Origin of the sequence: Zobellella denitrificans, assembly GCF_002407485.1 — a bacterium.
Taxonomy (GTDB): Bacteria; Pseudomonadota; Gammaproteobacteria; order Enterobacterales; family Aeromonadaceae; genus Oceanimonas; species Oceanimonas denitrificans.
In genome coordinates this window covers 1,926,139-1,938,670 of the sequence record NZ_CP012621.1, presented here as the reverse complement: position 1 = coordinate 1,938,670, position 12,532 = coordinate 1,926,139, and the positions used below count along the sequence as shown (strand labels likewise).

Sequence of the window (12,532 nt, the reverse complement as noted above, 5' to 3'; positions counted from 1 at the left end):
CCGGTCACTCATGGGGTTGGCTCCAGCGGATTTCCCAGCAGTTGTGGATCTGCGGGTTGCGGGCGAAATCCTTGGGCAGGCTGGCCTTGGTGATGTCTTTCGCCGCCAGTCCCAGCTCGGCCAGGGCCCCGTGATCCAGCTTGAAGTGGCGCTTGTTGTTGGAAAAGATCAACAGCCCGTCCGGGCGCAGCCGCTTGCTCAGCAGGTGCAGCAGCTCCACATGATCCCGCTGTACATCGAAGCTGTCCTCCATCCGCTTGGAATTGGAGAAGGTCGGCGGATCGACGAAGATAAGATCGTAATCGGCGCCGGACTGGCTCAGCCAGCCCAGGCAGTCCGCCTGGATAAACTGGTGGCGCCGGCCGGTCAGGCCGTTGAGCTGCATGTTGCGCTCGGCCCAGGCCAGATAGGTGCGGGACATGTCCACCGTGGTGGTGGATTTGGCGCCGCCCAGGCCGGCGTGCACGGTGGCGGTGCCGGTGTAGGCAAACAGGTTGAGGAAGTCCTTGCCCCGGGCCAGCTCCCCCAGCCGCTTGCGGATGGGCCGGTGATCCAGGAACAGGCCGGTGTCCAGGTAGTCGTACAGGTTGACCAGCAGGCGGGCGTTGTGCTCCTGCACCTCCATCCACTGTTCGCGCCGGTCCAGCTTTTCATACTGCTCGGTGCCCTTCTGCCGGGCGCGCACCTTGAGCACCACCTTGTCGCCGGGCACCCCGGTCACCGCCATGGTGGCCTGCACCAGATCGAAGAAGCGGGCCCGGGCCTTGTGTTCGGGGATGCTCTTGGGCGCCGCGTATTCCTGGATCACCAAGTGATCCCGGTAGCGGTCGATGGCGGCGTTGTACTCGGGCAGATCCGCGTCGTACAGCCGGTAGCAGTCGATTTGCTCGGCCCTGGCCCACTTTTCCAGCGCCTTGAGGTTCTTGGCCAGGCGGTTGGCGAAATCCTCCGCCAGCGGGCGGGCGGCCCTGGCATCCTCGGCGATGCGGTAGTTGCGCAGCTCGCAGGCCAGGGCGCCGTTGAACAGCTTGTAGCTTTTCTCGGGCCGCAGCCGCAGGCAGCTGAGCAGCTCCGGGGAGCTGGAGATCAGGCTCACATGCCAGCCCTTGAACTGATCCCGCAGCTTGTCGCCCAGGGCCTGGTGCAGACCGAGCAGGGAAGGAAACTCGCTCAGGCGCTCGCCGTAGGGCGGGTTGGAAATCAGCCAGCCGGGCTGTTCGGCGGGATTGGTGAGGGCATCGACGCTGCCCTGCTCGAAACGCACCAGCGCCGCGACCCCGGCCGCCTCGGCGTTGTCCCGGGCGAAGCCCAGCACCCGCTTGTCCTGATCGAAACCGAACAGCACCGGCTCGGCCTGCTTGAGGCCGCGGGTGGCACGCACCGTGGCTTCGGCCTTGACCTGCTGCCACAGGGCATCATCGTGACCGGACCAGGCCATAAAGCCGAACCGTGGGCGCAGCAGGCCGGGGGCCTGATCGGCGGCCATCAGCGCCGCTTCTATTAATAGTGTGCCCGAGCCGCACATGGGATCGACCAGGGGGGCGCGTTTGTCCCAGCCGCTGCGCAGCAGTATGGCGGCGGCCAGGTTTTCCTTGAGCGGCGCCTCCCCCGCCTGCTGGCGGTAGCCGCGCTGGTGCAGGGCCGGGCCGGACAGATCCAGGGTGATGCTGAGCTGGTTGCGCTTGAGGTGAGCGAGGATGCGGATGTCGGGCGCCCGCTTGTCCACGCTCGGCCGCTCGCCCCGGCGCTTGCTCAGACGGTCGACGATGGCGTCCTTGATCTTGAGGGCGCCGTACTGGGTGTTGGTGATGGCGTTGTTGCCGCCGGAAAAGTCCACCGCGAAGGTCTGGCCCTCCTGGATATGCCGCTCCCACTCGATGTTGGCCGCCCCCAGGTAGAGATCCATGTCGTCGCGCATGGTGAAGTCGGCCAGCTGCAGCATGATGCGCGAGGCCAGCCGCGACCACAGGCAGGCGCGGTAGGCGGTTTCCAGGCTGCCCCGGAAGGCCACGCCGGCCACGGTCTCCTGGAGCTCGCTGGCACCCAGCTGTTGCAGTTCATCGGTGAGTAGGGATTCCAGCCCCTTGGGGCAGGTAGCAAAAAACGGCAGCATAGTCAGGCTTGTCTGATAAAAGAAGGCGGTATTATACCTGAAACGGCCCGGGGGCTGTAAAAATTGCCGCCGCCCTGCGCGGAAGATAGGCATATAGCGGTATTATTGCGCAACCGGAATAAACTTCTGGCAAAGTCCTTGCGTTCAGTGATGGGGATCACTAGTATACGCAGCCTGAGGACGCGGGATGGAGCAGCCTGGTAGCTCGTCGGGCTCATAACCCGAAGGTCGTCGGTTCAAATCCGGCTCCCGCAACCAGTTCTCGGAAAGGCAATACAAGGTTTACCTTATCAAGGTTCAGGCGCGGGATGGAGCAGCCTGGTAGCTCGTCGGGCTCATAACCCGAAGGTCGTCGGTTCAAATCCGGCTCCCGCAACCAACCTGATAACAGACAACCTGACAAGCACGCTGTAAGACGTTAAGTACCGGACGCGGGATGGAGCAGCCTGGTAGCTCGTCGGGCTCATAACCCGAAGGTCGTCGGTTCAAATCCGGCTCCCGCAACCAACTTGACGCACAACAGCCTGAAAGCACACTGCAAGACGTTAAATACCGGACGCGGGATGGAGCAGCCTGGTAGCTCGTCGGGCTCATAACCCGAAGGTCGTCGGTTCAAATCCGGCTCCCGCAACCAATTTTTCCGGTTTTACCCTACCCTGCGAAGTTCTTCTTCCTGCTCGATTTCCTCGAGGCTTATCAACCTGTCGTTCATTACCTTGATGGCGCCGAAGGTCGGCAACTGCTTGCTGTCGTTCAGGGCGGTCGGCACCGACAGGGAGACACAGACCGACGCCGAGGCCGAGGTTTCCACCACCATCAGGGTCAGCCGTTCACCCGCCACCGCCAGGCCGATCAGCTCGCCCAGCTCGGGCTGGTGATAATCCGCCTGTTGCGTGAAAAACCAGCTCTGGGGCATCAATGGCTTGTAGAAACGGGCCACCGCCACGGCATTGAGGGCCGCCTGCACCCGCTGCGCCGGCGCATGGATACCGCCCAGCTTGTCGAGAAAGGTATAATAAAGGCCGGTGTCTTCCACCGAAAAGCACTGGCTCATGCCCTCGGCACAGACCAGCTGTTTATGCAGGTAAGGAGTGGCGAACAGCATCTCCTCCCCTAAATCCAGCATCAGGCGCCGCTCATCTCCGAGAAACCAGCGCCAGCTGTCGTTTGGTTTTAGCAGCATCCGGATCACACCTTGTGAATAAAAGAAAAGTCTCGTCCCCAACACCTTAATATATATTGTATTTCATGGTAGGGAGCAAACTTTCATCGATATGACGCATTTGCACCCATTTTTATCCGGGAGCCGGCAAGCCTTCCCTGGCCGCCGTCCATTTCCGTCCGTGCTTTAAAGATGCCTGGCCAGGGTCTGGATCAAGCCCGGGCCGTGATAAATAAAACCGGAATAAATCTGCACCAGGCTGGCGCCGGCGGCCATTTTTTCGCGGGCCGCGGTGAGGGAGTCGATTCCCCCTACCCCGATAATGGGCAGACGGCCGTCGAGGCGGCGGGCCAGCTCGGCGATCACCTCGGTGCTCTTGCCCTGTACCGGCCGGCCGCTCAGGCCGCCGGCCTCGTAGGCGTGGGGAAGATCGAAGATCAAGGAACGATCCAGGGTGGTATTGGTGGCGATGACGCCGTCTATTTCAAAGCGCACCAGGCTGTCGGCGATCTGCTCAATTTCCTCGCTGGTCAAATCCGGCGCTATTTTCACCACCAGGGGCACGTATTTGCCATGGCGCTCGGCCAATTCCTTCTGCTTTTGCTTGAGGGAAGACAATAAATCGTCGAGTACCTCGCCATATTGCAGGGAGCGCAGATCCGGGGTATTGGGCGAGGAAATATTGACGGTGATATAGCCCGCATGGGGATAGGATTTTTCCATGCAGATCAGGTAATCGTCCTTGCCGTGCTCGATGGGGGTGTCCTTGTTCTTGCCGATATTGATGCCGAGCACGCCCTGATAACGGGAGCGCTTCACGTTTTCAATCAGATAATCGATACCCTGGTTGTTGAACCCCATGCGATTGATGATGCCCTCCGCCGGCTTCACCCGGAACAGCCGCGGCTTCTCGTTGCCCTCCTGGGGGCGCGGAGTCACGGTGCCCACCTCGATAAAGCCGAAGCCCATGGCGGCGAAGGCGTCGATGCAGTCCCCGTTCTTGTCGAGCCCGGCCGCCAGTCCCACCGGGTTGGTGAAGGTCAGCCCCATCAGTTGCACCGGGTTCTGGATCAGCGGCCGGCGGTACAGGGCCGCCAGGGGGCTGTGCTGGGTCTTGGCCAGACCCTTGATGGTCAGCTCGTGGGCGTGCTCGGGGTCACATTGAAAAAGCAGGGATTTAGCCAGTGAATACACGTTGTTTTCCTCATAAAAAAGCCCCGGTCATGGCCGGGGCTTTTGCGTTTTACACCGTCAGACGGCGTTCATGCAGTTGAGATGGAGCAGGTTCAGCTCGCGCAGGGCGACCGAGAACTTGGCGAATTCGTGAGCGCCGGAGGTCTTGAAGTCGGCCAGCAGGTGTCGCCAGCGATTGAGCAACTGCTCATGCTCATTAAGCCACTGGTCGAGCATACTAGCGCATTCGCCCTGGGCTTTACAGTTTTTCAGCACCACCGAGGTGAGGCTGCGCTGCTGGTAGTCCAGATCCTCGCGGAAGGCGGCCCGGGCCAGAGCCTGCCAGTGGTTGCCCACCGCCTGCTGGTTGATCTGATCCAGGAACCAGTGCAGCTCCAGCTCGGCGCCGAGGTGGAAATACAGCTCGGCCACCACCCGGATGTCCCGTTCCTGTTCGGCCGCTACCTGGGCCAGATCCAGGGCGGAGAACAGGCTGCTCATGTGGGAGACCCGCCGCGCCACCGAGGGGGGAACCCCCTGTGCTTCCAGGCGGGCCACGGCGGCCTGGTGCTCGGTCACTTCCGCGTCCACCATCACCTCGTAGAGGTGCTCAGCCAGGGTGTCGTAGGCCGGTTTGAACTGGGCGATGGTTTCCTCGATGCCCAGGTTGCGGTTGCGGCTGCGCAGGAACCAGCGGGTGGCCCGGCGGACCATGCGCCGTACCTGGTAGAACATCTCGAGCTGGGTCTCGGCCGCCACCTGGTTGTCGAGGGCCTCGATGTCGCGCAGCAGGGCATTCATGCCGAACACTTCCCGGGCGATCAGGAAGCTGACGGCGATGTCGCTCATGCTGGCGCCGGTCTCGTCCTGCATGCGGTTGGCGAAGTTGAAGCCCATGTCGTTGACCATGATGTTGGCCAGGCGGGTGGCGATGATCTCGCCCCGCAGCGGGTGCTCCATCAGCGCCTCGCCGAAGCGTTCCACCAGCTGGGCCGGCATGCTGGCGGGCAGCAGGCGGGCGACATAGGCGTTGTCGGTCAGCTCGGGCACGTTGAGCAGCTCTTTCAGCACCATTTTGCCGTAGGCCACCAGTATCGCCAGCTCGGGCCGGGTCAGGCCACGCCCCGCGGCCATGCGCTCGGCCAGCTCTTCGTCGCTCGGCAGGTACTCGAGATTGCGATCGAGTTTGCCTTCCCGCTCCAGCCATTGCATAAAGCGCTGGTGCTCCTTGAGCGGACTCGCACCCCTGTGCTGGGTGATGGAAATGGTCTGGGACTGGCGATAGGCGTTGGTCAGCACGATCTCGGCCACGTCCTGGGTCATGTCGTACAACATCTGATCCCGGTGCTTCTTGGTCAGTTCACCCTTGTCGACCAGGGCGTTGAGCAGGATCTTGATGTTGACCTCGTTGTCGGAGCAGTCCACCCCGCCCACGTTGTCGGTGAAATCGGTGTTGATGCGGCCGCCATGGCCGGCGTATTCGACCCGGCCCAGCTGGGTGCAGCCCAGGTTGCCGCCCTCGCCCACTATCCTGGCGCGCACATCCTCGCCATTGACCCGCACCGCGTCGTTGGCGCGATCGCCCACGTCGGCGTCGGTCTCCCGGCGGGACTTGATGTAGGTGCCGATGCCGCCGTTCCACAGCAGATCCACCTCGGCCATCAGCAAATGACGGATCACCTCGGTCGGGGTCAGGCTGGCCTTCTGGGTACCCAGCAGCTTCTTCATCTGGGGACTGAGCTTGATGGACTTGGCCGAGCGCAGGAAGATGCCGCCGCCCTCGGAGATCAGGCTGCGATCGTAGTCATCCCAGCTTGAGCCGGGCAGCTGGAACAGCCGCTCCCGCTCCTTGAAGGTCGCCGCCGCCTCCGGCTCGGGATCGATAAAGATGTGCATATGGTTGAAGGCGCCCACCAGGCGGGTATGGGGCGACAGCAGCATGCCGTTGCCGAACACGTCCCCGGCCATGTCGCCGACCCCGACACAGGTGAAGTCGGTCTGCTGGCAGTCGATGCCGAGCTCGCGGAAGTGGCGCTTGACCGATTCCCAGGCGCCGCGGGCGGTAATGCCCATCTTCTTGTGGTCGTAACCGACCGAGCCGCCGGAAGCGAAGGCATCGCCCAGCCAGTGGCCGTACTCGGCACTGATTTCGTTGGCGATGTCGGAGAAGGTGGCGGTGCCCTTGTCGGCGGCCACTACCAAGTAGTAGTCGTCCTCGTCGTGACGCACCACGTTTTTGGGCGGGATCACCTCACCCTGGACGATGTTGTCGGTCACGTCGAGCAGGCCGCGGATAAACAGGCGGTAGCAGTTCTGGCCTTCCTTGAGGAAGGCGGCGCGATCGCCCACCGGCAGCTGCTTGCACACGAAGCCGCCCTTGGCGCCCACCGGTACGATAACGGTGTTCTTCACCTGCTGGGCCTTGACCAGGCCGAGCACCTCGGTACGGAAGTCTTCCCGGCGATCGGACCAGCGCAGGCCGCCCCGGGCGACCTTGCCCCAGCGCAGGTGCACCCCTTCCACCCGCGGCGAGTACACGAAGATCTCGAACTTGGGCAGTGGCAGCGGCATCTCGCTGATCAGCTCCGGCGCCATCTTGAAGGAGATGTAGGGCTTGTCGCGGCCGTCGGCGGCCGGCTGGTAGAAGTTGGTGCGCAGGGTGGCTTCGATCATCTCCATGTAACGGCGGATGATGCGGTCGTCGTCCAGGTTGGCGACCTTGTCCAGCTCGTCGATCAGCTGCTGGTGCAGCTTCTGGATCTGCTTGGGATCCTGCTTGAGCCTGGGCGACAGCCGGCGCTGGAACAGGGTGAACAGCAGCCCGGCCAGTTCCGGATAGCGGGACAGGGTCTCCTCGATATAGCTCTGGCTGAAGCTGACGCCGGTCTGGCGCATGTACTTGGCATAGGCGCGCAGCACGCTGACTTCCCGGCCGGACAGGCCGGCGGCCAGCACCAGGCGGTTGAAGCCGTCGCTTTCCAGCTCGTTGGCCCAAACCTGGGCGAAGGCTTTCTGGAAGCGCTCCTGGCTGGCATCCAGATCGAGCGGGGCGCCGGTGTAGAACATGGAGAAATCGAGGATCCAGAAGGTCTCGCCGGCACAGTCGATTTCATAGGGGGTTTCGCCGATGACCCGCAGCCCCATGTTTTCCAGCATGGGCAGTACGTCGGACAGGTGGATGGGCTCGGCCCTGTGGTAGAGCTTGAGCCGAACCCGGTTGGAATCGCGTTCTTCTTCCTGAGCCCGGTAGAACAGCATGCCGAGCTTGTCATCGTCGCTCAGCGCTTCCAGTTTCTCGATGTCGGCCACCGCCGAGCCCGGCAGCACCTCTTCGGTATAGGCGCGGGGGAAAGCGTTGCGATACTTGTTCTTCAGCCGGTTGCCCTCGGCTTCACCGAAACTGGTGGACAGGGACTGCTCCAGTTTGTCTTCCCAACTGCGGGCCGCTTCAATCAGGTTTGCCTGGATCTCGTTCACATCAATGTCCATAGAGTTGTTCTGCACCCGGATCAGGTAGTGGGTGCGGGCCAGTACGCCTTCGGAGAAATAGGTGGTGAATTCCACCTCCTCGGTGGAGCCGAAATAGCGCTGGAAGATACGCTGGGTCTTTTCCCGCAGGGCGGTGTTGTAACGCTCCTTGGTGACGTACACCATGCAGGAGAAGAAGCGGCCGAACAGATCCCGGCGCACGAACAGCCGGGTCATGTCCCGCTCCTGCATGCCGAGCACGCCCATGCCGATGTCGAGCAGTTCCTTCTCGGTGGCCTGGATCAGTTCGTCGCGGGGATAGGTTTCCAGGATGTTGAGCAGCGCCTTGTAGGCATGGGAGCCGCGCTCCAGGCCGGAGGCGTCGATGATGCGCTTGAGCTTGGCGCCGATCAGCGGGATCTGCATGGCACTGGTGTTGTAGATGCTGGAGGCGTAGAGGCCGATAAAGCGATCCTCGCCGACGACATTGCCCTTGGCATCGAAGCGCTTGACGCCGATATAGTCGATATAGGCGGGCCGGTGCACCCGGGACTTGTGGTTGGTCTTGGTCAGGACCAGAATGTCCTTGCTGAGCGCGGCTTCGCGGGCGGTCGCGGTCAGGCTGCTGAGCTTGAGGCCATCGCTGTGCAGGGCCTTGCGCATCAGCCCCAGGCCGGACTCGGGCTCGGGGAGCAGCTCGTAGTCACCCTCGATGGCGGACACGTTGTAGCGGCGATAGCCCATCAGGGTGAAGTTGTGATCCGCCACCCAGTTCAGGAAAGCCAGGGTCTCCTTGAGGTCATCCGGATCCGTGCCCTTGGCCTGCTTGGGCAGCGCCTTGATGATGTCGTTGAGCCGGTCGACCATGGGTTGCCAGTCTCCCACCGCCAATGCCACTTCCTCCACCACCGACAACAGCTCGTCGCGCAGCCGCTCCCGGGCCTCGGCCTCGGGCTGGCGATCGATCTCGATCAGGAAGGCGGTTTCCACCCGGTTCTGCTGATCCTGCTCCCGGCGGCCGAGGATCCGCTGCAACTTGCCCTGCTCGTCGCGGACAAGGTGCATCGGCTGGTGCAGCATCAGGTGCGAGGTGATGCCGAGGCGGGTCAGCGCCATGCGGATGGAGTCCACCAGGAAAGGCGCGTCCTTGATGATCAGTTCGACGATGGTGTGAGGAGACTGCCAGCCATGGCGGGAAAGTTCGGGGTTGTATACCCGCACATAGGGTGCCTGCTCGGCACGGGTTTCGAAGGCGTTCCACAGGCTGATGGCCGCACCGTAGAGATCGCTGTCGTTACGGTGATTGAGGTCATCGTGGGTCATGCCGCTGTAAAGCTTGCTGACAAAGGTGTTCACCAGTGGCGCGGTGTGATCGGAAAATTTGTCTTCTACCAATTGATTGACGTTTTCGAGCAAAACGGATGTTGCTGCGTCTTTGAATGTCATGGCGTAGTGTTCCTCGGGTACAGGCAATAACCATGGGGAGAGTAGCCCCAACGGGACCCGCCCAGTGTAAGCCCGGCCCAGGCCGAATGCGAGAAATGCAGTGAATTAAGGCCGAAAAATATCGACCAGGTCACTTGTGAGCGGAATATATACAATGGATGAAAATACTTTCACGAAAGAATATGCTGAAAGTAAATGAATTGTTTTATTCCGATTTTGAATAATTAAGCGGGCCGCCCGTTAATAAACGAAAACGCCCGATTAAATAAGGAAAAAAGCCCGAGAAACGGGCTTTTTCTATGCACTTGCGGTGATGATTATGACAACCGGCTCAACTGCTGCAGTTTATTCTGCCCGTCCAGCTCGATTTCGAAATAACCGTTCAGGCCGTTGTGGCCGACGAAGCCGCGAAAATGGTGCAGGGGCACCTGCAGCCGCAGCCCTTGTTCGGTATTCACCGACAGGGCCGCGACCCGCCCCTGGTAATAACGCAGCAACTGCGCCTGGGAAATGGCCAGGCGAAAGCGCAGCCTCTGCATCAGGCCAGGGCCTTGCTGATCTTCTCGAACAGATCCCGGGACAGATCCGGCAGGGCCATCAGCCGTTCCAGCCGGACCCGGATCAGGTGCCGGCGTCCCTCGTCCAGCCGGGCGGACTGGATGAGCGGCGTGACCAGCCGTGAGGCCACCTGGGGATTGCTGTGGTTGAGCTGCTCCAGCACCTCCACCAGCAGATCGTAGCCGGCGCCGTCGGCGCGGTGGAACTGCACCGGATTGCCGGCACTGAAGGCCCCGATCAACGCCCTGACCCGGTTCGGGTTGCCCAGGCTGAAGGTGGGATGCCGCATCAGTTCCCGTACCCGGGCCAGGGTCTCGGCCCCCGGCGCCGTGGCCTGCAGCCGGAACCAGTTGTCCAGCACCAGGCCGTCGTGGCGCCATTTGGCCTCGAAGTCGGCGAGCATCGCCTCGCGTTCGGCCAGATCGGCACGCACCGCCGCCTTCATCGCCGCCAGGGTGTCGGTCATATTGTCGGCGGCGGCATATTGCCGCTCTACCCGCTCCGCCTCCCCGGCCAGGGCCAGGTAGCCGAGGGCCACGTTCTTCAGGGCCCGGCGCGCCATGTCCTGATGCTCGATGCGATACTCGGGCGTCAGGTTGTCCTCGTAGGCTTGCCGCCACAGCGGGCGCAGGGCCACGGCCAGGTCTTGCTGCAACCCCTGGTGCACCCGATCCAGCAGCTCGATGTCGACCTGCTCGAACAGCTCCAGTAGGCTGCCCAGATCCGGCAGGGTCAGCATCTCCGCCTTGAGCGCCCGATCCAGGGTGGCATCCTCCAGGGTGGCGCGGAACACGTCCACCAGCACCCGGGGCAACGCCGGCTGCTGCTGGCGTTGCAACTGCGCTACCTGCTCCAGCACCGTCTTGTTGACCAGCATCTGCACCGCATCCCAGCGCACAAACTCGTCCAGGCAGCACTTGGCGAGCAGGGCCAGCTGCTCGTCGCCGTAGTCGTAGTGCAGTTTGACCGGCGCGGAAAAGCCCTGCAGCAGGGCCGGTGTCGGCCGGGAAGGCACCTGTTCGAACAGGAAGCTTTGTTCGGCTTCCAGCACGTCCAGCACCGGGCCTATGCCGCGGCCGCCGCTCATCAGCGGCACCGGCTCGCCCTGCTCGGTATAGAGCGCCAGGCTGAGCGGGATATGCAGCGGCAGTTTCTCCTGCTGATCCCGGGTCGGCGGGGTGTGCTGGCGCACGGTCAGGCGATAGTGGCCGGCCTCGGCATCGTAGTGGTCGGTCACCGTCAATACCGGGGTACCGGACTGGCCATACCAGCGCTTGAAGCGGCTCAGATCCCGGCCGCTGGCCTCGCTCATGGCGGCGACAAAGTCGTCGCAGGTGGCGGCCTGGCCGTCGTGACGCTGCAGATAGAGGGCCAGGCCCCGCTGGAAGGCCTGCTCGCCCAGCAGGGTGTGCAGCATGCGGATCACCTCCGACCCCTTTTCGTACACGGTGAGGGTGTAGAAGTTGTTCATCTCGATCACCGCGTCCGGGCGGATCGGGTGCGCCATGGGACCGGCGTCCTCGGCGAACTGGGGACCGCGGATGATGCGCACGTTGCGGATGCGGTTGACGGTGCGCGACCCCAGATCGGAGGAGAATTCCTGGTCGCGGAACACCGTCAGTCCTTCCTTCAGGGACAGCTGGAACCAGTCGCGGCAGGTGACCCTGTTGCCGGTCCAGTTGTGGAAGTACTCGTGCCCGATCACCCGCTCGATGTCCAGGTAGTCGTTGTCGGTGGCGGTGCTGGCGTCGGCCAGCACGAACTTGGCGTTGAAGACGTTGAGGCCCTTGTTTTCCATGGCCCCCATGTTGAAGAAATCCACCGCCACTATCATGTAGATGTCGAGGTCGTACTCCAGGTGGCAGCGTTGCTCGTCCCAGGCCATGGAAGCCTTGAGGCTGTCCATGGCGTGCCCCGCCCGGTGCAGGTTGCCCTTGTCCACATAGATCTCGAGCGCCACCTCACGTCCGCTGTGGGTGGTGAAGCGGTCGCGCAGCACGTCGAAGTCCCCCGCCACCAGGGCGAACAGGTAGGCCGGCTTGGGGAAGGGATCCTGCCACTGCACCCAGTGGCGGCCGTCGTCGAGCACCCCCTGCCCCACCCGGTTGCCGTTGGACAACAGGTAGGGATAGAGGCCGGCGTCGGCGGTGATGCGGGTGCTGAACCGGGCCAGCACGTCAGGCCGGTCGAGGTAGTAGGTGATGCGCCGAAAGCCCTGCGCCTCGCACTGGGTGCAGAAGGCCGAGCCCGACTTGTAGAGCCCTTCCAGGGCGGTATTGGCTGCCGGATTGATGCGGGTCTTGATGGTGAGCACGAATTCCGGGGGCAGTTGGGACAGGATCAGGCTGTTCCCGGTTTGTTGATACTGCCGGGTCTCCACCCCGTTTACGGCCACCTGCAGCAGTTCGAGCTGCTCGCCGTCCAGCACCAGATCCTCGCTGTGCTCGCCATTGCGCCGGATGCGGCTGATGGCCACCACCTCGGTGGCACTGTCGTGCAGCTGGATGTCCAGGTCCAGGGTGTCTATCCAGTAATGGGGCGCTTGATAATCTTCGCGATATTGAACTTGGGGTTTGCTTTGGGTCATGGCGGAGATCTCGTTAAAGTCGTCA

Annotated in this window: 6 protein-coding genes and 4 tRNA genes; 4 read left to right on the top strand and 6 right to left on the bottom strand. The window is 62.6% G+C overall.

Annotated features, from left to right (window positions below; all coding sequences use genetic code 11):
• Positions 1 to 4 precede the first annotated feature (4 nt).
• Positions 5 to 2,113 carry a bifunctional 23S rRNA (guanine(2069)-N(7))-methyltransferase RlmK/23S rRNA (guanine(2445)-N(2))-methyltransferase RlmL gene (gene rlmKL, locus AN401_RS09190; protein ID WP_094038826.1) on the bottom strand — a complete coding sequence of 703 codons (2,109 nt, stop codon included), beginning with the start codon at positions 2,111 to 2,113 and terminating at the stop codon, positions 5 to 7.
• A gap of 181 nt (positions 2,114 to 2,294) precedes the next feature.
• Between rlmKL and AN401_RS09185 the strand changes: the two genes are divergently transcribed.
• The 4 genes from AN401_RS09185 (at position 2,295) to AN401_RS09170 (ending at position 2,747) form a co-directional block, all read left to right on the top strand.
• Positions 2,295 to 2,371: transfer RNA gene (locus tag AN401_RS09185), tRNA-Met, on the top strand.
• Between the two features lie 44 nt (positions 2,372 to 2,415).
• A tRNA-Met gene (locus AN401_RS09180) sits at positions 2,416 to 2,492 on the top strand.
• A gap of 51 nt (positions 2,493 to 2,543) precedes the next feature.
• A tRNA-Met gene (locus tag AN401_RS09175) sits at positions 2,544 to 2,620 on the top strand.
• Positions 2,621 to 2,670: 50 nt separating this feature from the next.
• A tRNA-Met gene (locus AN401_RS09170) sits at positions 2,671 to 2,747 on the top strand.
• A 12-nt stretch (positions 2,748 to 2,759) separates the two neighbouring features.
• Here the strand turns inward: AN401_RS09170 and AN401_RS09165 are convergent.
• The 5 genes from AN401_RS09165 to pepN all read right to left on the bottom strand — a co-directional run bounded on the left by AN401_RS09165 (position 2,760) and on the right by pepN (position 12,507).
• The gene (locus tag AN401_RS09165) at positions 2,760 to 3,296 is read right to left on the bottom strand and encodes a cell division protein ZapC (RefSeq protein WP_094038827.1); all 537 of its coding nucleotides are present in this window, start codon (positions 3,294 to 3,296) and stop codon (positions 2,760 to 2,762) included.
• A gap of 165 nt (positions 3,297 to 3,461) precedes the next feature.
• Positions 3,462 to 4,469 carry a quinone-dependent dihydroorotate dehydrogenase gene (pyrD, locus tag AN401_RS09160; protein WP_096779153.1) on the bottom strand — a complete coding sequence of 336 codons (1,008 nt, stop codon included), beginning with the start codon at positions 4,467 to 4,469 and terminating at the stop codon, positions 3,462 to 3,464.
• A 57-nt stretch (positions 4,470 to 4,526) separates the two neighbouring features.
• On the bottom strand, positions 4,527 to 9,362 hold the full coding sequence (locus AN401_RS09155; protein ID WP_096779152.1) for an NAD-glutamate dehydrogenase: 4,836 nt from the start codon (positions 9,360 to 9,362) through the stop codon (positions 4,527 to 4,529).
• Between the two features lie 317 nt (positions 9,363 to 9,679).
• A complete protein-coding gene (locus tag AN401_RS09150) occupies positions 9,680 to 9,901 on the bottom strand; it encodes a DUF2835 family protein (RefSeq protein ID WP_096779151.1) in 222 nt (73 codons plus the stop codon).
• On the bottom strand, positions 9,901 to 12,507 hold the full coding sequence (pepN, locus tag AN401_RS09145) for an aminopeptidase N (protein ID WP_096779150.1): 2,607 nt from the start codon (positions 12,505 to 12,507) through the stop codon (positions 9,901 to 9,903). Before pepN ends, AN401_RS09150 begins: the two co-directional genes overlap by 1 nt.
• Positions 12,508 to 12,532: the final 25 nt, after the last annotated feature.